The sequence below is a fragment of the Kitasatospora sp. NPDC114501 genome, assembly GCF_055633695.1.
On record NZ_JBVKDS010000016.1, the window covers coordinates 236,858 to 256,753 of the forward strand.

Below are 19,896 nucleotides of genomic sequence, written 5' to 3' on the forward strand. Positions count from 1 at the left end.
GGGCCGACCCCTCCCGTCGACCCCGGGCAACGGCACACCCGGAGCTATCCCCGCGAGCGCGGGGCCGACCTCAGGCGCTCCACGGCGTCCGGCCCGAACTGGGAGCTATCCCCGCGAGCGCGGGGCCGACGTCACGGCTACCCGTGCCGCCCGATGACTGGAGGAGCTATCCCCGCGAGCGCGGGGCCGACGGCGGACCCCGCTCTACCGAGTCACCCCCTACAGAGCTATCCCCGCGAGCGCGGGGCCGACGCGCCATCATGACCGGCGGGGCGACCACGGCGGGAGCTATCCCCGCGAGCGCGGGGCCGACTCCTCCTCGGCCACCCGCTTCCGCGTGCTGCCGGGAGCTATCCCCGCGAGCGCGGGGCCGACACTTCCTGACCTGCTGCAATTCGGCTCAGAGTGCGCCAGCCCATTCAGTTCGAATCCGGAGCCCCACGTGTACGGGACCAACGCCCCAGAGGCCATCTCTCCCAGCTGCGGCCCGGCGAGCCGACTCTGAACCTTCGACAGCATCGTACGGGCTGTCACCAGAATGGGTGTAGGGAACGGTTCGCCGGTGACCGCGTCGGCCAGGCCCGGGGCAAAGCGGGTGAAGCAGGACGCCCACGCCCTTCAGCTCCGCGATGCCGCCGCCCTCGCCGCCGTCGCCGTAGTCGTCGCCACTACCGCCGTTGCCTGGTCCTGCGGAATTCGAGGTCGGCCCCGCTCACCGCGAGCAGCCGACTCGTCGCCCCGTCCGTCCGCCCAGGCGGCGCGCAGGAGCCGGTCGGTGTCGTAGCCGTCGTCGGCCAGGCGCGCGCACCGGGCGCGCAGGGCGGGCCAGGCCTCGGCGGCGGCCAGTCGGGAGGCGGCGCGGTGGCCGAGCAGCGCGGCGATCGCCCGCTGCGCGGCCTCGGCGTTGAGTTCGTCGAGGACGTGGACGAGGCGGCTGGTGGTGGTTGCGAGGCACTGGGCCTGTTCCTCCTGGTGGCGGGCGGTGGCGCTCGCGGAGAGCCGGGTGCCGTCGCGCTCGACGATCGCGTGCCAGATCTCGCGGGCGGTGCGCGGGTGCCCGGGTTCGCCGCCGTCCCCGTCGGGGGGTGTCTGGGTGACGAGGTAGGCGTGGTTGCCGTAGCGGCCCCGGGTGAGGGCCGGGTAGACGCCGTTGCGGTTCCAGCCGATGTCGAGCAGGGCGCGGCCGACGTCGACGGTGACGCCCTGGCAGCGCGCGGAGGTGATCGCGTAGCCGAGGTCGACCGCGTCGGCGACGTAGGCCGGGGGCAGGGTGACGGTGCGGCGGGTCCGCTGGTGGCGCGGTCAGGGAGCCGTCGGCCCCGACGACCCCGACGGTCCAGACGTCTCCGTTGCGGACCCACTGGCGCCGGTCGGCGGTGGCGAGGCGGCGGTCGTTCACCCGGGTGACCACGAGGTCGCCGACGCCGGCGCGCCCGCGGGCGCCGAGGTCGGCCGTGCGCCGGTCGTCCACGAGGCCGCGGGCGATGCGGTCCTCGCGGGCGAGGCGGGACAGCTCGGCGACGGCGGCGATCATGACGGAGGTCAGGCCGTCCTCGACGTCGCGCCGCCAGTCCTCGAAGACGCGGCGCATGACGGCGGCGGCCGGGCCGCAGTGGATGCGCCCGCGCAGGTCGTACGCGTCGAAGGCGGCGCCGGCGTCACCGACGGACAGCCGGTGGGCCGCGTCGACCTCCCACCGGCGGACCGTGCCGCCCGGGTCGCGGAAACGGCGGACCTCGGTGAGGCGGACGACGGCGTCGGGGACGCTCTCCTCGATGTCGGCGAGCGCGCCGCCCGCTCCGGGCGAGCCGGGCTGGCGCGGGTCGCCGATCGGCAGCAGCCGCCCGCCGGCCTGCCGGATCTGGCCGAGCAGCGCGGCGAGATCGGGCGTGGAGGCCTGGCCGGACTGGTCAACGATGACGATCGTGCCGCTTTGGAGCGTCCAGTGGCGCAGCCCCCGCCCGTACCGCTCGGACATGGTCCGCCACCTGGCGATGTTCTCCGCCCGGATGCCCGCCTCGGTGGCGAGCAGGTCGGCCTGGACCTGGCCGCCGACCAGGCCGAGGACGGGGATCCGATGGGCGTGCGCAACCTCCCGCACCAGGCGCATGATCGTGGTCTTGCCGGTGCCGGCGGGGCCGATCACCCACGTGGCCCGGGTGTCCGCACCGAAGATCCGGCGGACCGCCTCGCGCTGCTCGTCGGAGGGCGCGAAGCCCCGCTCGGTCTCGCCGGCCGCGAGAACCCGGTCGATCTGCTCGGCCGTCAGGCGGCGCACCGGCGCGGGGGTCGTGGACGCCTCGACGAGGGCCCGCTCGGCGGCCCGGATGCCGTGGGAGGTCCACACCCGGGAGCCGACCTCGGCGAACAGCGACGGGCAGTCGTCGCAGCGGGCGTACCGGGCGGGCAGGGGCACCGCGTCGGGCGGGGTCAGCAGCTCGCACCGGACGGGGCTGAGGACGCCGTCGACGACGCGGGCGAGGACCCGGTGGTAGTCGTCGTCGAGGTGGGCGCCGACCTCGGTGAGCCGGCGGCACACCTCGGCCTCGACGTTGGCCCGGGTCCAGGTGGCGCGATGGCTCTTCAGCTCGGCGAGCACCGCGGCGATCGCCTTCGGGACGACCATCGGGTCGGGGCCCGGCGCGGGGTGGGTGGCGGAGGTGCGGGCCGCGGTCCGCAGCAGCCTGTCGGACGTCTGATGCCGTAGGCCTTGGCGCGGCGGCGCCACTGCCGGCGCTCGCCGTCCATGGTGGTCGCGGTCTTCGCCGGACGGGACTGGAGGGTGGCGGCCTGGGCCAGCTTGTACTGCTCGGCGCGCTCGGGTGCGCGGCCCTCCCGGGCCGTGAACTCGGCGATCATCCGGGCCAGGGCCCGCTCGGTGGCCTCGGCGGCGCCGGGAGAACCCGCGCACCGCGCTCAGGGGCACCCCGAGGAACTCACGCACCGGCCGTTTCGCGGGCCGGATGCTGTCCTGGCGTGCCCCGGCGCGGATGCCGAACTCGGCGTGCATCTCGCGTTCCAGCTCGGCGGTGTAGGCCTCCGAGAGGGCGACAGCGATCCGGTGCAGATGGCGCGCGTCCAGGGCCAGCCAGCGGCCGGCCGCCACCTGCACCTTGCTGCTGGATCGCGAGGTGCCGGTGATAGGCCGGATCGGCCGCCCGGCTGCTGCGGTGGACGAACACGCAGGCGGTGAAGCCCCTGGCGCGGACCTGCACCTGGGAGGCGGGTGTCGGGCCGGTCCGGGTGATGCAGGCCTCGCGCTCGACGCGTTCGAAGACCCGCCGGAAGGCGCGCTCCTCGACGGCCTCCAGCCGGGCCCGCTCGGTGTCGTCGGCCCCCCCCACACAGCACGCTGAAGCTCTTCACCGGGGAGAACACCATCTCCCATCCGCACCGGGCGGTCCGGTTGCCCTCCTTCTCGGCCTTCGCCCGCAGCTGGAGCAGCCGCTCCTCGGTTGCCTGCGGCTCGGCGGCGGCGTACCGCTCGTACAGCTCGTCGGCGCTCGGGTAACGGCTCCAGCGCCGTCCGAGCGGGCTGCCGTCGACCGGGCTGAGGACGTCCTTGAACAGGGCGTCGGCGGCCTCCCGGGTGACCCGCCGGCCGGCGATGCCGAACTCGGCGGCCTGGGCCCCGAACCACACGCCGGGGGTGTCACCGCCGCCCTCCCAGTGGGCCGTCAGAGAGCGCGAACCGCTCCTCACGTCGTCGCCGGCGACGGTGGAGAGCAGGTAGTCGATGCCGCTGCCCGCACTGATCGGGTGGAGGGTGATCACCGGCCGGCCCCGGGCCTGTCGTGACTCGTCGGGGCGCCGACGGTGTACCGGCCGGTCCGGCGACCGAGGGAGCAGAACACTTGGCACGCTCCTTCGGGATCAACGGCGGATAGCAAGAGGTGTGCTGTTCTTGATTCCCGATCACGCTAGCTGTCAGTTCCCGTCCCTGCTTCGGCTTCTCGTCCGTGTCCGCTGCTCTTCCTCGGTCGCTTCCCTCCCCTCCTGGTCCTCTCCTCGTCGCCTCCGATCCGCTCGCCCTCGAGCCTTTCCGGATCGCGTATTCGCTCCGCCGGGTTACAACGAGGGACGGTTCGCCCTGAGGTGCTGTACTCGGGCGCGGTGGGGCGCAAGGATCGCGCCATGACCTCACGCAGGAACGAGCAGATGATGGACCGGCGTGCGGCCCTGAAGCGGCGCCAGGAGCAGGAGCGCGAAGACCTCCGGCAGCGGCAGACCCGCCAGACCTCCGCCCTCACCGCGATCGACAGGGCCAAGGAGCGGGTCGAGATGGCCCAGGGAGAACTCGCGCGGGAACTGGAGAAGGCCGTACCGCTCTTCGACGGCGACATCGAGGAACTCGCGGAGACCGCCGGGATCCCCAAGCGCGACGTGCAGGCCGCGCTCAAGGGACGGAAGGAGATCTCCGCACGCATGGCGGAGCTCACCTTCCCCTCCCCCACAGCGGCACCGGCGAGCGGCGAGGAGCAGAAGACGGGCGACCCGGTCGGCGCCTGCTGACCGACGCGCCAGCCGCACCGACGCCGACCCGGTCCGGCGGTGTCCACGCGGCCCGTGTCCCCGCGACCGGACGAGCGGGCGTCACCGCAGGCGGACCGCGGTCACCCCGGGCACCACCGAGACGGAGGAACCTCCGGCACCCCGCATACAGTTTCCTGGTGACCCGCCCCGACCCGTACGACGTCCTCACCCAGTGGCTCGCCGCCGGCCTCGGCAAGCACGGCCGCGCCCTGCAGGGCACCACTCCCACCCGCTACGAGGCCGACCTGCGGGACTGGCTGTACTTCACCCAGGAGACCACCGGCATCGGCGCCTGGAACGCCGACGAGTCGACGGCCACCACCTGGGCCTACGCCCCCGCCCTGCGCCCCCCCAACCCCGACCGGCCCTCACGCCGCCCGCTCGCACCGCGTGTCTCCCTGCACAACCCCGCACGCCGCCTGGCCGCCCTCGCCGCGTTCTACGCCTACGCCGCCGACGCCGGCCACATCCCCGAGCCGCCCTTCAACGCCGCCGCGCTGCGCCCCTCCCCCACCGCGCTGCCCCGCACCACACCGCTCACCCTGGAGCAGGCCGCGGCCCTTCAGTACGCCGCCGACGACGTCCTTCCCGGCCGCCACCGCCGAGGCCCGTACGACACCGCCCCGCACCGCGACCGCCTCCTCGTCCACCTCCTCCTCGACGGCCTGCGCCCCCGCCAGGCCGTCGGCATCGACCTGGAGGACCTGCACGAGGAGGACCCGCACCGCCGGGTCCGCACCCTCACCTGCCCCGCCCCCAAGGGTGACGGGAGCATCACCCACCAGCCCTCCCGCGAGGTCTGGCAGGCCATCTCCGACTACCTGCCGCACCGCGTCGACGGCCGCGACCCGGACACCGGCCGCCGCCCCCTGCTGACCAGCCGCAACGGCAGACGGCTGGACTCCAACACCATGCCCGGACGCATCGTCAAAGCCATCGCCGCGCGGGTGCCGGAACTCGTCTTCGAGCCCACCACCGTCACCCCCGACCGCCTCGCCATGGCCCCCGCCGTCCTCCTCGACCACCCCCTGCCCCCACCCGCCCCCGACGGCTGGGCCCCACCCGGCGCCCAGCCCCTCGTACGCCTGCGCCTCGACCTGCGCCACGCCCTCGACGCCGCCCCGCTCTGCCCGCCCGTCGAAGGCGGCTGCCCCGCCGACTGCGAACGCTGCGCCGTCCGCAAACGGCTGTGGGCCCGCTGGGAGGAGCGCTGGAGCGCCGCCGACCCCGCCTACCTGTCCTGGCCGCTTCCGCCCTACGACCACCGCCAACGCCCCGCCGAACGCCTCCTCGCCTACCACCGGGGCCGCTGCGCCGTCTGCGGCTCCGCCCCCGACAGCGGCCGCCCCGCCCACACCGAGGACCACGACCCCCACACCGGCCTCACCCGCGGCCTCCTCTGCCACCGCTGCCGCCCGCAGGCGGAGCAGGGCGCAGCCCCGTTCTGGGTCCGCTACCACGAGCGCCCGCCCGCCGCCGTCCTCGGCCTGGAGCTGCGCTATCCGGCGCTCACACCGAGCCGCCCGTGACGCCACCGGGAGCGGACGGGTACGGCGGAAGGGCGGCACGTGCCCGGTCCGCCGCCGCCGCCGCTGACGGGACGTCGCAGCACGGAGCATCGCCATGGCACGCGGACATAGGCCTCCGGCGGCGATCCCCGCACCCTGCGGGGCCGACCGCTTGGACCGAAGTACCGCCTCAGCCAAAGGAGAACCATCCCCGCGCGTGCGGGGCCGACAGATCCTGCGTCAGGCGCGCCGCCTCGTTCGGGGGACCATCCCCGCGCGTGTGGGGCCGACATCGCCTCGGGCTGGAACTGGCTCAAGGACCAAGGGACCATCCCCGCGCGTGCGGGGCCGACCGCTCCTGCCCGTCAGCGAGGAGGACCAGCCAGGGACCATCCCCGCGCGTGCGGGGCCGACCTCTACCTGATGCGCGGCACCGTGTGGATGCCGGGACCATCCCCGCGCGTGCGGGGCCGACCCAGCACCGGTGACGACCAGGGCAACCGGCAGGGGACCATCCCCGCGCGTGCGGGGCCGACGTCCGCTGGGCGAGCGAGCCAGGTCACCATTCCAGGACCATCCCCGCGCGCGCGGGGCCGACTGGGGCAGCTGGGGCGGCAGAGAGAAGAGCTTCGGACCATCCCCGCGCGTGCGGGGCCGACATCAGGTTGGCGCCGCTCCAGGTCATGATCAGGGGACCATCCCCGCGCGTGCGGGGCCGACGAGGCGTGGGCCTGGTCGAGGTCGTCCATCAGGGGACCATCCCCGCGCGTGCGGGGCCGACATGACCGTGGTGGGCTCCCTCCTCGGCTCCCGGGGACCATCCCCGCGCGTGCGGGGCCGACACTTCCTGACCTGCGGGTTTATCGGCGGGAGCGGGCCGAGAGAATCAGTCCGTCGAAGTCGACGGGCTTCCACCGGTCCTTGCCTGCGGTGCGGACGGTCCAGCCTTGTTCGTTGGTGGCGGGTTCGACGAGGACGGCTTGGCCGTCGCCGATGCGGGTGGCGAGGAGGTCCCAGAGGCGGTCGCGGATGCGGCGGCTGGGGGTGCCGACGAAGACGCCGGCGTTGACTTCGACCATCCAGCGGGTGAGGTGTCCGCGGAGGCCTTCGGGGGCTGCGATGAGGATGATGACGGTCACGGGCTGCTCGGGTCCTGGGTGAACTCCGGGCCGATAACGGCCAGGTGTTCGTCGCCCATGCCGGGGTCGGAGACGGTGGACATCGTCGGGCCTTCGGTGCCGGACCAGTTGACGCCGCCTTGGACGGCACCGACGCGTTCGTCCCAGAGTTCGTTGACCTCGACGTCGGGCATCTCGGTGCCTTCCGGGCTGAGGAGCGTCTTGACGTCGTTCACGATGCGCCCGAGCAGCTTGTCCTGGGCGATGCGGTCACGTAGGCCGAGGCGGGCGTCGCGCTCCTCGGTGTGCCCTTGTTGGGCGAGGTCGAAGGCGAGGGGGATCGTGTACTCGGCCTTGTAGAGGTCCGCGATGTCCAGGACGAACGAGGTCGCCAATCCGGTATGGACGAAGCCCAGCCCCGGGCTGGCCCCCAGCCCGGTGATGACCGCGTGGCAGATCCCGTACAGAGCGGCGTTGGCCGCCGACAGCAGCCGGTTCAGGTCGTCGCCCGCAGCGTACGCGTCACCGGCCTTGTAGACGCGGCCGTTCCAGGGGACGCCGGTTCGCCGCGATTCGGCCTGGTAGAGCTTGCGGATGCGGGCGCCCTCGCGGCCGCGCAGCTGCTGCATGGTGGCGGTGCTGACGTCCTCCCCGGGGAACCGCATGCGGTACATGTTCCGTGCGACGGCCAGGCGTTGCTTCGTACGGCTGACCAGCCAAGCCTGCCGGTTGAGAAGGGCCGCGCCGCGGCTGGGGCCGAGGCCGGCCGCGTACATACGCACGCCCTGCTCGCCGACCCAGCACACGGTGGTGCCGGAGTCGGCGAGGAGGTTGACGGCGCCGTGGGTGATGCGGGTGCCCGGGCCGAGCAGCATCACGGCGACCATCGCGGCCGGGACGCGGACGGTTTCGCGTTTGTTGATGACGACGACGGCGTTCTCGTCGCGGTCGATGTGGCTGCGCTCCACGTAGACGCTGGAGACGCGGTCGGCCAGGCGGTGCAGGTCGTGGGGGTGGGCTTTCCACCAGATGTCGGCCATCGGTCAGCGGGCTCCGGCGGGCAGCGGGGCGAGGGTGAGCAGGCCGCAGCCGTAGGCCTTGGACGGGCCGATTCCGCCGAGGAGGGCGCCCTGCAGCAGTCCGGGGTCGGTGATGCGCAGGTGGCCTTCGAAGGTGGCGGTGGTGAGCGTGACCGGGGTGCGGGTGCCGGGCTTGGTGAAGGTGCTGCGGCTGCGGTCGGTGATCCTCACCTCCAGGGCGGACCGTGCCTCGGCCTGGGGTTCGGAGGCCGACGGTTCGAGGCCCGGCGCCGGGTCGTCGGTGCGTGCCCCGGGGACGGTGAAGCCCCAGCGTTCGGTGCGGTCCAGGAACCAGGTGAGCTGCTGGGCGGCGGTGCGGTGGGCCATGCGGTAGGAGCGGTGGCGGAGTTCGGCGGCGGTCTTGGTCCGGTGCGGGCCGGCCTTGTCGGGCTTGGAGGTGTTCTGGACGGGGCTGGCCTTGAGCCGGAAGGCGAACTCGCGGCCGACGGCGAGCTGGGCGAGCAGCGGGCTGTAGTCGCGGATCGCGTAGTGCTCGCCTTCGGCATCGGGCCATCCGGCCTGTTCGACGATGTGGGTCCAGTCCGGCTTGGAGGGGGTGAGGACCAGCAGCGTCGGGCGGCGCGGGTGGTCGGTGTCCAGGCGCCACAGGACCCGGTCGCCGGGGGCGATGTCGGGGACGCCGGCTGTGACAGCGCCGTGCAGGGCGCGGGGGTTGGCGAGCAGGGTGCGGCTGGCGGCGCGCAGGGGGTTGATGCGGACGCGGGAGAGGTAGGTCATCGGGTCACCAGCCCAGCAGGGCGAACGGGTCGTGGCCGCCGGCTGCGGCGGCCGGTCGGGTGGTCGTGGTGGTCGGGGCGAGGCCGGTGGGGACGGTGAGCCAGGCGTGGCGGATCCGCCGGGTGGAGAAGCCGCGTGCGCGGGGGTCGAAGGAGCGCGGGACGTCCTGGAGGGTGTCGTCGCCCGACGGGTCGTCGAAGGTCGCGGCCAGGTCGATCCGGTGCGGGGAGAACGGCTCAGGGCCCCGCCCGGCCCGTCTACGGTAGGCCTCCTTGGCGACTGCGCCCGCCTGCCACGGTTCCTCCGCCAGCACGTCCTCCAGGGACCCGTCACGTACCGTACCGAGGGCGATCGGCTGGGTGGGGACGCAGGAGCGTCGGCCCAGGGCTAGGGGGAAAGTCGGGCGGCGGACCGCCTCGGCGAGTGCTGTGACGAGGTCGGCCGGCCCCTGGACGGCGGCGACGAACACGGCGTCCTGGAGGTAGTAGCGGTGGGTGACGTGGGTGTCCTTGGCCGGGGAGGTCGGCTTCTGGACGCCCTTGGCGTTGACGCCGGCCTGCGGCAGCGGTCGGCCCCGGTAGTCGCTGACGGTGTGGTAGTCGCGCAGGAGCGTTCCGGGCTGGTCGATGCGCACACCCAGGCGCAGGCCGACCAGGTCGGCGATGTCCGCCTCGCGCGGGCGGCCGGCGGCTGCGGCCAGCAGGCCGACGACGCCGGACTTGGTCGGCTGGGACCGGCTGTCACGGCGGTTGAAGGCGCTGCGGTCGCCCCAGGACTGGAGGGGGCCTGCCAGCCGCAGCACGAGGACCGCCTGCTTCTCGTTCCGCGGGCCCGGTGCGGGGGTGGGTTGGGCGGGCATCAGTTGTCGTTCACCCGCTCGGTGAGGGCGGTACGCAGGGCGTCGCGCAGTTCGGGGAAGGTGCGGTTCGCTCCGAACGCCTTCGTCAGCTCCTCCCCGGTGCCGTCGGCGTCGGCGCCGAGGGTGTGGCAGATGCCGACGTACAGCGGGGCGTCGCCCCACTGCTCGGTAGCGGTGGCGAACTCCCCGGCGAGGCGGCGCGCGGACTCGGCGACGATTCCCCGGCTAGCCGGGACGGGGCTCTCGTACGCGGAGACGAGGTTCACCGGCTGGTCGACGCGTACGACGACGGCCACCAGGCTGGGGCGCGTGCGGTGGGCGAAGGAGTTGCCGTAGCCGGTGGGCATGGAGCGGGCGAAGGAGTCGACGAACAGGTCGACGGCGTCGACGGCGGCCTTGTCGTCGCCGAGGTTCTCCCGCAGCTGGTGCAGGCCGACGGTGGCGTAACGGTAGAGCGTGGCGGAGTTGAAGCCGATGGTGCCGATCATGCCCGCGCCGGTCTCGTCGGCGGTGTTCTCGTCGTCGACGGCCGTGTAGTAGTCGAACTCGAGCTCTGCGGCGTGGGTGGAGATGGCGTGCGCGACCTGCGTCGCGGCGTCCACGTTCAGCCCCGGGATGTCCGCGACCATCCGGCCGAACAGCGCCACGTCCGCGGGGTGCCCGCTTTGCAGCTGCTCCTTGACCGGCAGGGCCTTGACCGCCTCCTCCAGGGCCTTGGCGTCGAGGGCGGCGAGGTCGGCGGCGGTGGCGGCGACCAGGGCGACGATGGCGTCCAGCTGGCGGCGCCCGTAGAACAGCAGGTAGGCGGTGTCGCCCGCCTTCTTGCCTGCGGAGATCCCGGTCGACTTGATCAGCGCGTCGGCGATCCGCTGCGCGTCCTCGGCCGGGATGCCAGTGCGCTCGACGATGCCCTTGGCGAGCTGGGAGGCGATCCGCTTGGTGCGGGTGGCGAGGTCCTGCAAATCGCGGCTCTCGGCGAAGTGGATGCGGGTGGCACGCTTCCAGGCCTGGGAGGAGACCCGGGAGCGGCGCTTGCCGCCGAAGTAGGCCTCCTTCGGGTTGCCGTTGTCGTCGCGGTTGAGGTTCGCCGGCGGGACGGTCTGCAGGATGTGCACGTCGATGTAGAGACGGTCGGTCATGCGCTACTCCTCGAAGGTGATGGTGCCGATGGTGGCGGGTGTGCCGAGGCTGCGGTTGTCCGGCGGCGCGGTCAGCTACTGACGGCGCCCTTGTCCTTAGTCCTTGTCCTTCCAGGCCTGGTAGCCGATGGCCCACTTGAGACGGACCTCGGGGCGCCGGTCGGTGTGGTGCCACGCCTGGATGTCGGCCATCAGGTGGTTGTAGTCCAGCGGCTGCCCGACGGATCGCAGCTGGGTGATCAGGCCGCGCAGGTGGACCAGCAGCGCGGACACGCTGGTGGCACCCGCGAGCTGGGCGACGCGGGTGTCGAGCGCCTCCTCGCTGAACTTGCCGCTGCGGCGCAGGGCGCGCAGGGCCTCGCCGAGCTTGACGCCACGACGGTGCATCGGCGCGGACTGGCTCTGCTGGTGCAGGCCGTAGAGCGCGAGGGCGGCGTGCTCGGCCTTCTGCTCGTCGGAGACCTCGTCGCGCAGCGCCAGGGCGTCGTTGACTTCGCAGCTGTAGAGGGGCCACATCTTGGGGCTGTCCATGACCGGGCGCCCGAGGCCGGAGCGCATGGCCGCGAGGTCCTCGCCGGGCGGGCGGCGGGGCTGCTTGGTACGCGGGTCGAGGCGCCAGGTGTGGTCATGGGCGGTGAATGCGTCCCAGTACCGGCGCTGTTTGGCGGTGATGGTGTGCTCAGTCGTCAAAGTCCGCTCCGGAGTCGGGTTCGGGGTCGGGTCCGGTCTCGGCGGCCCGGGCGGCGGCCGCTTCCCGGAGAGCATGGGCGTAGCGGGGGAGGATCTCGTCGACCTGACGCCGGAAGTTGGCGCCTGCGGTGCCGAGCTTGTAGGTCTGCGGCTTGCCCGCCTTGCCGGCCGGGTCGACGGTGCGGCCCGCGAAGGTGGTGGCGGGCGCGGCCAGCAGGAGCTCGTTCGCAGCGTCCCGGGCCAGGCGGTGGGCCAGCTCCTCCCAGGCGAGCCTGCCCTGCTCCAGGACGTCTTCGTCGGTTCCGGCGTCGCGGACACCGGCGAGCAGGCGCCGCACCAGTGGGTCCAGGGTGTGCAGGAGAAGGTCGCCGGGGCGCTGGCCCTTGTCCCAGGGGATGGGGTCCGCGCCAGCGGCCCTGCGCAGGTCGGCGGAGAGGTGGTTGACGGCCTTCGCAAGCTGTTCCGCCTGCTCCGCGACGTCCAGGAGGAGCTGGTGGGCTTCGCTGTCCCGGTGGAGGGCGAGCAGTGGGAGCGGGATGGTGTCGTGGATGACGTCCTCGACGACGGAGGACTGGGTGCCGTAGACCATGCCGAAGGTCTCGACCTGCAGCGGGTAGTCGGCGTCGAGCTTGTCGAGCTCCTGCAGTGCGCTGGCCTCGTCGAGGAGGATGCTGGTCTCGAAGGTGCCGTCCGGACCCTGGCGCCCCGGAGTGAGGAGGGCGTCCAGGCCCCGCCAAGCGGCCTTGCCCTGGGTGTGTCGGCGCGGCCTGCGTTCGGGGAGCGCGGAGGCGGACTTCTTGGCGGGCGCGGTGAACGTCCAGGCGGTGTGCGGCTCCTGCACGGGCAGGACCGTGAGCCGGTCACCGGCGCTGATGACGACCCGGGCGACCCTGAGCCGGCCGGACTCGTCCTGGTGCGGGACGAGCCGGATCCGCCGGGCCTGCCAGGTCCACAGATCGAGCAGGCCGTCAGCAGGGCGCGGCTTCCAGGAGGCGCCGTGCGGACCCCTTGTCCACTGCGGGGCTCCGAGGACACTGACCGGGGTGACCGGCAGGTTCAGCAGAAGGGTCTCGTACAGGGTGCGCCCGGTGGGGATGATGACGCCGAGCTGGCCGAGCGGGCCGGTCGGATTCCCGGTCGTCTTGCCCGCCTTGACCTCGGGGTCGCCGACGACGCCTGTCTTGATCGCCGCGGTGTCCCAGCAGTGCGTGTGCACCAGCCAGTGGGCGGCCTGGGCGGGGGTCAGGTCGAGCTGGTCCGCGTCCGTACGGCTGGCAAACAGCGGGACGTTGTTGCCGCTCGCGGCGGTCGCGACCAGGGCGGCGGAGCCCTTCGTCTCGTCCTTGGCCGTCCGCAGCCCGGCAACCTGCGCGAACGGGGCGACCTGATCGAAGAGGTCGAACTTCGCACGGTGCTCGTCGAGGTAGGCCCGGAGCCTGTCCAGCTCGTTCTCGGTGAACCCGTCCTTCTGGGCGAGCCGCTCCCCCTTTTCCCGCAACGTCTGGGGCGCGCCGAGGGCATGGGCGACGACGGGCAACAAGACCTGGCGTAGGACGGCCGGCAGATGGGTGGAGAACTCTACGACGAGGCCTTCCAGCTCATGGGCTCGGGCCAAGATCTCGGCGATCCCCAGTTCCACGGGCGGCCCACCGCCGACGGGGCGCACCGCCAGCCACGGCTCCGTGACAAGGTTGTACCCAAGCACGCGCTGTTCTCCCAACTAGCCTTGTTTAGCTCGCTGCTGGTTCATCGTGGCACCCGCGGCTCCCCGGTGTGAGGCGAATGCTTGAATTGCCCCTCGGTCCCGCGGAGTCCATGCGCGGGGATGGCCCCTGGCCGTGTTTGCGAGCCGGGTTCGGCTGCAAGTAGGCCCCGCGCTCGCGGGGCTGGGGGCGTGTGGGCGGAACGGCACTGCGCCTGTTCCGCCCACACGGCCCGCTACCGGTACGGCCTTCCTCCGCTCACCACGAGCCCGAGCGCCTCGTCGTAGCGCAGCCGGAAGTCGCCGAGCGACGCCTCGCCCTGTTCGTCGAGTTCGAGGGCGAGGCTGTAGCGCAGCCACGGGTGGTCCCGCCAGCCCGGCAGCGGACCGAGTGCCTGCTCGGCCGTCTCGGTCAGCTTGGCGGGCAGGCGGACCGTGCCGCAGAGCACGTCGTCCACCACCTCCGCCGCGACCTCTCCATTCGGCCCGAGACTGCGACCCGTCACCGCCCGGAAGCGATCCTCGGTGCCGCGCACCAGGACGACCTCTACGCTGCGGTCCCCGTCGCGGACGAGGGCTTCGAACTGCCCCTGGGCCACGGTGCCGTGGCCTCCGTAGTGCAGGCCGGCCAAGGTCGGAGCCCCGTGTTCCCCGGCGCGGGTCAGCACGTACTCGGCGGCCTTCGCGCGACGCGCGGCCTGCCGCTCCTCCCACTCCTTCCGGGCCTGCGTCTCGGCCTCGCCCCACGCCTCCGGGACGACGGGGTCCGTGCCGTAGACCCGGGCGACCAGGTCCGGCACCTGGCCGGGGATACTCAAGGTGCCACCACCGGCCGTCACCCGCTCCACCTCGGCGGCCGTGCGCAGCAGGAGGTAGCGGCCGTAGATCCCCTCGGAGGCGCGCAGGATGTGCGGCGCTTGGCTGCTGTCGAGGCCGACGCCGGTGACGACGACCGTGGGCTGCTCCAGCAGGGCGGGACGCTTCACTCCGTCGTGCCGGTGGAGGCGGCCGATGCGCTGGAGGAGGAGGTCCATCGGGGCGAGATCGGTGATCAGCAGGTCGGCGTCGACGTCGAAGGACTGTTCCGCGAGCTGGGTGGCGACGACGATCAGCCTGCCGGGCCGCTCGACGCCGTCGGGCGGCGGGGCGAGGAGGTTCAGCACTTCCTGTGTGCGATCGGCCCGGTGGCCCGTGTGCAGGCGGCCGTGCAGGAGGCGGACGTCGGCGCCGAACTCCTTGCGGAGGGCGTCGAACGTGGCCTGGGCGCGGTCAACCGTGTTGCGGATGACCAGGACGCACCCGCCGTCGACCAGGCGCTCCCTCAGGTAGTCGACCACGGCGGTGTCCGCCGGCCCGGCGTCGTTCTCCGTGGCCCGGGAATCGGTCCGCGTCGGCGGTTCGTCGAGGACCTCGACCCGCACCCGCAGGTCGTCGCGCCAGGATCGCGTGCTCTCGACCAGCAGCTCCGGCCACCCGTCCTGTCCCGGCCAGGCCGCCGTCACACTCGGATACCCCTGCGGCTCGGGAACCTCCAGCGCCGCTGCGACCTCCGCCGACTGCGTTCCGGCCAGGTAGGCGGCGACCAGGCGGCGCCGTTGCTCGGGCGGCAGGGTCGCCGACAGCAGTACCACCGGCACCCCGGCCTGCCCGAGCCACCACAGGCCCTCCAGCAGGAACTGCGACATGTAGACGTCGGCGGCGTGGACCTCGTCGAGGATCACGACCTTGCCCGCCAGGCCGGCCATCCGCAGCATCACGTGCTTGGTACGGGTCGCGGCGAACAGGAGCTGGTCGATGGTGCCGACCGCGAACGGGCTCAACAGGCCACGCCGACGGCCGAGGAACCACTCGGCCGGAGCCTTGCGCTCCCCGCCCTCGCAACTGTCGAAGCCATTGGACTGCATGCCGTACTCGTCCACCGTCGAGTAGCGGGAGTCGGCGTCCTGGCTCCACTCCCCCGCGCCCTCCAGCAGGCCGCGCCACTCCTTGTTGAACATCCGCTTGCCGTGCAGCAGCGCGACCTGGTTCTCCAGCCCCTCCTCAACGTTGTGCAGCCAGGACCGGACCTGGGTGAACATCGGGTCCGCGGTCGCCTGGGTCGGCATGCCCAGGTACGCCCCGTCCAGGCCGAACCGGGCGGCCAGCAGCTCCGCCGCCGCCAGCGCGGCCTTCGTCTTCCCCTCCCCCATCGGCGCCTCGACGACCACCAGGCCCGGCCCGCCCATCCGACGCACGACATCGAGCACCAGATCCTGTGACCGGCGGGTCCCGTGACCGAAGCGGTCCCGGAACGCCTCCGGGCCGGGAGTCGGCAGCGTCCCCCACCCGCCGCGCAACCCGAGGCTCGACCATGCCGCAGCAGCCCGCTGCCGCGCTCGGGCGATCGTCACCCTCGCCAGGTCCGAGACCCCGGCGAAGTGCCACTCGTCGCTGGCGATCCAGTCCGCCATCACCACGAGACCGGACAACTGGAGCTGCATCGCACGGCCCGGCACCAGGACAGGTTCCACCGCGGCCAACGGCGACTCCCCCTCGAAGCCCAACTCCCGGGAGAACACCTCCACCAGCGCCGACTGCGCCAGCTTCCAGGACGGCCCCTTGCCCTGAAGGTCCTCCTTCTTCGGGCGCAGCTGGCCCAGCGTGGGGAAGCGTCCGTGGTGGCCGGCGACCAACGGCCAGACCCAGTCGATCTGCTCCTCCGCCCACCCGGCCTTGACAAGCACCGCGCGCAGCAGACGGCCGCCGGCCTTGTCGTGCCGCCAGGACTCGGACTTCACCGCGAACTTGTCCCATGAGAGGCCCGCTCGGCGAACGGCGTCCGCCAAGCCGGAGTCCAGGTGCTGGAAGGCGGGGACGGCCTTGCCGTAGTCATGGATCCCGCACAGCCAGGCGAAAAGACGTCGCCCCTTCCCCCGGCCGCCCGCGACGGCATCCAGGCGCCGCTTTGTCACAGGCGGCAGGTAACGGTCCCAGACGACCTCCGCCACCGCCGCGGTGTCCAGCATGTGCGACAGGAGGAGATTGGCAGACCCCCCGGCCCGCCCGGCCGACTTCCCCCACAACACGCCCAACCAGCCCGCGACCTCGGGCGGGTACCACTGCCAGCGGTCCTCAGCCATCGTCCCAACCTCCATGTGCGAGTACGCTTCGGGAGCCTAGGGGGCGGCACTGACAATTGGCTTGACTGTGGGAATATATGATGATGACTCAGGAAAAATGCTATGGGCCGTCTGCCAAATCGAACTGAATCAATCGGCGCCCTCTGTGGAGAATCGCTGCAGGTCAGGAAGTGTCGGCCCCGCGCTCGCGGGGGTTGCTCCATCCAGTACGGACCGGATGTCCGCCGGTGGGCGTCGGCCCCGCGCTCGCGGGGGTTGCTCCGTAGGAGTCGCTATGCAGCGCGAGCACCGGGGGTCGGCCCCGCGCTCGCGGGGGTTGCTCCGCCCGGGTGCGGCAGTGGGCGGCGTTCCTGCGGTCGGCCCCGCGCTCGCGGGGGTTGCTCCGGCATCAGCATCCAGCTCGGCCCCGCCGAGTAGTCGGCCCCGCGCTCGCGGGGGTTGCTCTCTTGTAGTCCGCGATCCAGCCGCCGACGACGCGTCGGCCCCGCGCTCGCGGGGGTTGCTCCGGTCGCCGACGGGCCCTTTTCGGCGGTGTGGGGTCGGCCCCGCACTCGCGGGGGTTGCTCCCACATCCTGCCGCACCTCGGTGGGCTACCGCTCGTCGGCCCCGCGCTCGCGGGGGTTGCTCCCGGGAGAGATCCTGTACGTCGGCGACCGGCTCGTCGGCCCCGCGCTCGCGGGGGTTGCTCCCGTTCGGGTTCGAGTTCGGCGGCCTCCCGGGCGTCGGGCCCCGCGCTCGCGGGGGTTGCTCCCGGTTGGCAAGGGGGCTGTTCAGCACCAGGGCGTCGGCCCCGCGCTCGCGGGGGTTGCTCCAAAGCACGGAGAACCGGCGCCGGTTCTACGTCGTCGGCCCCGCGCTCGCGGGGGTTGCTCCGCGGTGCGCGGACACCGCAGACCGCGCCGTCGGTCGGCCCCGCGCTCGCGGGGGTTGCTCAAGTTCTTGGGCGGGCTTGGCCGGGAGCGCCCCGTCGGCCCCGCGCTCGCGGGGGTTGCTCCGACCTTGCCCAGGAACAGCCGGCTGTCGCGTCGTCGGCCCCGCGCTCGCGGGGGTTGCTCCGGCACTTTCTTACGCCTCCTGATACTCAACAGGTCGGCCCCGCGCTCGCGGGGGTTGCTCCTCCGTGACGGCCGGCTCGGCACCGTCCAGTCGGTCGGCTCCGCGCTCGCGGGGGTTGCTCCCCCTCGTTGTCGCCGGCCTACGTCCGGTCCCTGTCGGCCCCGCGCTCGCGGGGGTTGCTCCAGGTGGTCCTCGTACGCGATCCGCACGCAGCCGTCGGCCCCGCGCTCGCGGGGGTTGCTCCTACCTGCCGCGGGTGGGCGGCGGCCACGGCATGTCGGCCCCGCGCTCGCGGGGGTTGCTCCGGCAATCCGATCGAGCCTTTCCGTGTCGCCGTGTCGGCCCCGCGCTCGCGGGGGTTGCTCCGCCAGCCGCCCATCCTGATGCCACGGCTTCCGGTCGGCCCCGCGCTCGCGGGGGTTGCTCCAGCGTCGGCTCGACCACCGCATTAACCCCCGGGTCGGCCCCGCGCTCGCGGGGGTTGCTCGTCGCGGCCGTGGGTCTGGATCATCTCGGCGACGTCGGCCCCGCGCTCGCGGGGGTTGCTCCCGGCCGTTCATCGTCGGCAGCAGGCAGGTGGAGTCGGCCCCGCGCTCGCGGGGGTTGCTCGACGACGACGGAGCAGGGGTCGGCGCTCAAGGAGTCGGCCCTGCGCTCGCGGGGGTTGCTCCGTGGCGTGGTCGCGGCAGATCCGGTGATGGTGTCGGCCCCGCGCTCGCGGGGGTTGCTCCTCGCCGCCCTGGCCTGGCAGCTCGTGCACCTCGTCGGCCCCGCGCTCGCGGGGGTTGCTCTGATGTCCAGGATATTGGCAAGGATGTCTTTCCGTCGGCCCCGCGCTCGCGGGGGTTGCTCCACCCTGAAGGTGAGGATCCCGAACACCGGCGAGTCGGCCCCGCGCTCGCGGGGGTTGCTCGGCGGCGATCAGTGCGACGCAGCCGACGCCCGAGTCGGCCCCGCGCTCGCGGGGGTTGCCCCGTCACCACCGGCGGTCTCGCCTCCCCGCGGGAGTCGGCCCCGCGCTCGCGGGGGTTGCTCCCGCGGCAGGTTCGATCGGGGCTGTGGGCCGGCGTCGGCCCCGCGCTCGCGGGGGTTGCTCTGCCTTCTCGGCGGTGCGGCCAGCGCGGCTGAGGTCGGCCGGCCCCGCGCTCGCGGGGGTTGCTCCTCCCAGGCGTGGATCGGCGCCGACTCGCGGGAGTAGGCCCCGCGCTCGCGGGGGTTGCTCTGCGGCGTCCCACGGGTAGCTGTCCAACCGAACCTTGGCGAGATGGGAAGTGTACCCAAGGTCTCCGGCCGGCCGGAAACGGCCGTGCCGGGCGTGGCACGGCTTCCCTATCTGCCCGCCAGGAACGACCGTGGTGAGGCCGCCTCGACGTAGACGCAACGGTCTGGTCGGCGGAGGCCGCCGCCACGACCGGGGCGAGCCGGTGGGTTTGTTGATCACGGATCGCACAGTGACACGGGGTACTGACACTGCCACCAGCCCACAGCGGGCCGTGCCGGCAGTTCCCCACGCCGCCCCCGGCGAGCTCATGGCATCCCCTGTTCCGTTGGACGGTGCAACCGCGGTGGCTGTGGGCCGCGGTCCGCGTACCGGATCAAGGTGTGGACGGAGCCGGGCAAGTGAACAGGGCCAGATGAAGGTGATCAGCAAAATGGAGGCTGGCGAGCGGCTGACTTTAGCTCTCCTGATAGCCAGCCGGCGGGTTCGGTCGATGCCATTCGTTCTCTGGGGGCACCCCGTCCGGTCAAGCGAAGCGCAACTCGCCGTCCATCGCGGCAATCAGCCATTGGGCGAAGGTGATTCGCTGTGGCCAACAGGCACCGTCGACGTTGGACCACATCGCGCCGTTCGGGTCGCGGAAGTCGATCATCGACCACATGGTGCAGCCCCAGTCATAGAGCGGCACGACCCCTGCAGGAATGCATCCGCTGGGATCCGGTCCGTTCTCGTAGGGCACTGCGATGTGCTCCTGCCACGACCCCGCATCAACTGGCAGGACCCCGTCGATGGGGCCGAAGCCGCCGTTGGACACCTCGGTGTAAAGACGCCGGAGAAGCGTGGGAATGGCGAACCCGATGACGCGTTCTGCCTCGGCGACGGCCTCCGGCGGTGCGGGCGGGGGCGACTGCCGGTCCATGGCGATCTTTCGGCAGGCTTCAATGATCTCGTCATCGGTCACCCGGTGATCGTATGAGCCGACTCGGACAGTTGAAGCCGTTCCTCCCATTCGATGGATTCGCGGGCAGGTCAGGCTGCCTCGGTGTCACGTTCGATGGCGGCAAGGCGGGCTCTTCAGCCGGTAGCCGGGGCCAGTTCAGACCGGAAAAGTGGGGACATACCAAACCGTTAACGC

The 19,896-nt window shown here is 72.8% G+C and carries 12 protein-coding genes, 3 pseudogenes and 3 CRISPR repeat arrays (1 of these 18 running past the window's edge); of the genes and pseudogenes, 2 read left to right on the forward strand and 13 right to left on the reverse strand.

Annotation, left to right across the window (positions count from 1 at the left end):
- Positions 1-375: direct repeats of the CRISPR family, unit length 29 nt; unit sequence GGAGCTATCCCCGCGAGCGCGGGGCCGAC (it extends 204 nt beyond the left edge of the window).
- A 337-nt stretch (positions 376-712) separates the two neighbouring features.
- The 4 genes and pseudogenes from ACZ7RU_RS28510 to ACZ7RU_RS28525 all read right to left on the reverse strand — a co-directional run.
- On the reverse strand, positions 713-2,626 hold the full coding sequence (locus ACZ7RU_RS28510) for an ATP-dependent DNA helicase (protein ID WP_470343852.1): 1,914 nt from the start codon (positions 2,624-2,626) through the stop codon (positions 713-715).
- 270 nt (positions 2,627-2,896) lie between these two features.
- Positions 2,897-3,112, reverse strand: a pseudogene (locus ACZ7RU_RS28515) (relaxase domain-containing protein); the annotation flags it as partial.
- Positions 3,113-3,131: 19 nt separating this feature from the next.
- A pseudogene (locus tag ACZ7RU_RS28520) lies at positions 3,132-3,344 on the reverse strand (relaxase domain-containing protein); the annotation flags it as partial.
- A pseudogene (locus ACZ7RU_RS28525) lies at positions 3,334-3,861 on the reverse strand (relaxase domain-containing protein); the annotation flags it as partial. The pseudogenes ACZ7RU_RS28525 and ACZ7RU_RS28520, both read right to left, overlap by 11 nt.
- A gap of 273 nt (positions 3,862-4,134) precedes the next feature.
- Here ACZ7RU_RS28525 and ACZ7RU_RS28530 point away from each other — a divergent pair.
- Both ACZ7RU_RS28530 and ACZ7RU_RS28535 read left to right on the forward strand, forming a co-directional pair.
- A complete protein-coding gene (locus ACZ7RU_RS28530; RefSeq protein WP_470343829.1) occupies positions 4,135-4,512 on the forward strand; it encodes a hypothetical protein in 378 nt (125 codons plus the stop codon).
- 158 nt (positions 4,513-4,670) lie between these two features.
- Positions 4,671-6,062, forward strand: coding sequence for an endonuclease domain-containing protein (locus ACZ7RU_RS28535; protein WP_470343830.1), 1,392 nt, complete (start codon positions 4,671-4,673; stop codon positions 6,060-6,062).
- Positions 6,063-6,243: 181 nt separating this feature from the next.
- Positions 6,244-6,883: direct repeats of the CRISPR family, unit length 28 nt; unit sequence GGACCATCCCCGCGCGTGCGGGGCCGAC.
- 18 nt (positions 6,884-6,901) lie between these two features.
- On the opposite strand, the gene cas2e is transcribed toward ACZ7RU_RS28535, so the two are convergent.
- From cas2e to ACZ7RU_RS28580, 9 genes are all read right to left on the reverse strand, one after another.
- The gene (gene cas2e, locus ACZ7RU_RS28540; RefSeq protein WP_331744407.1) at positions 6,902-7,180 is read right to left on the reverse strand and encodes a type I-E CRISPR-associated endoribonuclease Cas2e; all 279 of its coding nucleotides are present in this window, start codon (positions 7,178-7,180) and stop codon (positions 6,902-6,904) included.
- Positions 7,177-8,199: a type I-E CRISPR-associated endonuclease Cas1e gene (gene cas1e / locus ACZ7RU_RS28545; RefSeq protein WP_470343831.1), complete on the reverse strand. Its 1,023-nt coding sequence runs from the start codon at positions 8,197-8,199 to the stop codon at positions 7,177-7,179. The genes cas2e and cas1e overlap by 4 nt, the downstream gene beginning before the upstream one ends.
- A 3-nt stretch (positions 8,200-8,202) precedes the next feature.
- Entirely contained in the window at positions 8,203-8,976 is a 774-nt protein-coding gene (gene cas6e / locus ACZ7RU_RS28550; protein WP_470343832.1) for a type I-E CRISPR-associated protein Cas6/Cse3/CasE, read from the reverse strand.
- 4 nt (positions 8,977-8,980) lie between these two features.
- Positions 8,981-9,835 carry a type I-E CRISPR-associated protein Cas5/CasD gene (cas5e, locus tag ACZ7RU_RS28555; protein WP_470343833.1) on the reverse strand — a complete coding sequence of 285 codons (855 nt, stop codon included), beginning with the start codon at positions 9,833-9,835 and terminating at the stop codon, positions 8,981-8,983.
- Positions 9,835-10,974 carry a type I-E CRISPR-associated protein Cas7/Cse4/CasC gene (gene cas7e / locus ACZ7RU_RS28560; RefSeq protein ID WP_470343834.1) on the reverse strand — a complete coding sequence of 380 codons (1,140 nt, stop codon included), beginning with the start codon at positions 10,972-10,974 and terminating at the stop codon, positions 9,835-9,837. Before cas7e ends, cas5e begins: the two co-directional genes overlap by 1 nt.
- A gap of 96 nt (positions 10,975-11,070) precedes the next feature.
- Positions 11,071-11,664: a type I-E CRISPR-associated protein Cse2/CasB gene (gene casB, locus ACZ7RU_RS28565; RefSeq protein ID WP_470343835.1), complete on the reverse strand. Its 594-nt coding sequence runs from the start codon at positions 11,662-11,664 to the stop codon at positions 11,071-11,073.
- Complete coding sequence (casA, locus tag ACZ7RU_RS28570) at positions 11,654-13,369, reverse strand: type I-E CRISPR-associated protein Cse1/CasA (RefSeq protein ID WP_470343836.1); 1,716 nt, start codon at positions 13,367-13,369, stop codon at positions 11,654-11,656. Before casA ends, casB begins: the two co-directional genes overlap by 11 nt.
- A 233-nt stretch (positions 13,370-13,602) precedes the next feature.
- Positions 13,603-16,485 (reverse strand): CRISPR-associated helicase Cas3', encoded by a 2,883-nt coding sequence (gene cas3 / locus ACZ7RU_RS28575; protein ID WP_470343837.1) that lies wholly within the window; start codon positions 16,483-16,485, stop codon positions 13,603-13,605.
- Positions 16,486-16,657: 172 nt separating this feature from the next.
- Positions 16,658-18,764: a CRISPR direct-repeat array (repeat unit 28 nt; unit sequence GTCGGCCCCGCGCTCGCGGGGGTTGCTC).
- Between the two features lie 523 nt (positions 18,765-19,287).
- Positions 19,288-19,722: a hypothetical protein gene (locus tag ACZ7RU_RS28580; RefSeq protein WP_470343838.1), complete on the reverse strand. Its 435-nt coding sequence runs from the start codon at positions 19,720-19,722 to the stop codon at positions 19,288-19,290.
- Positions 19,723-19,896 lie beyond the last annotated feature (174 nt).

Coding starts and splice junctions, on each gene's coding strand:
- ACZ7RU_RS28510 (WP_470343852.1), bottom strand. CDS start 2,626: ATGGTCGTCCCGAAGGCGATCGCCGCGGTGCTCGCCGAGCTGAAGAGC.
- ACZ7RU_RS28530 (WP_470343829.1), top strand. CDS start 4,135: ATGACCTCACGCAGGAACGAGCAGATGATGGACCGGCGTGCGGCCCTG.
- cas1e (WP_470343831.1), bottom strand. CDS start 8,199: ATGGCCGACATCTGGTGGAAAGCCCACCCCCACGACCTGCACCGCCTG.
- cas6e (WP_470343832.1), bottom strand. CDS start 8,976: ATGACCTACCTCTCCCGCGTCCGCATCAACCCCCTGCGCGCCGCCAGC.
- cas5e (WP_470343833.1), bottom strand. CDS start 9,835: ATGCCCGCCCAACCCACCCCCGCACCGGGCCCGCGGAACGAGAAGCAG.
- cas7e (WP_470343834.1), bottom strand. CDS start 10,974: ATGACCGACCGTCTCTACATCGACGTGCACATCCTGCAGACCGTCCCG.
- cas3 (WP_470343837.1), bottom strand. CDS start 16,485: ATGGCTGAGGACCGCTGGCAGTGGTACCCGCCCGAGGTCGCGGGCTGG.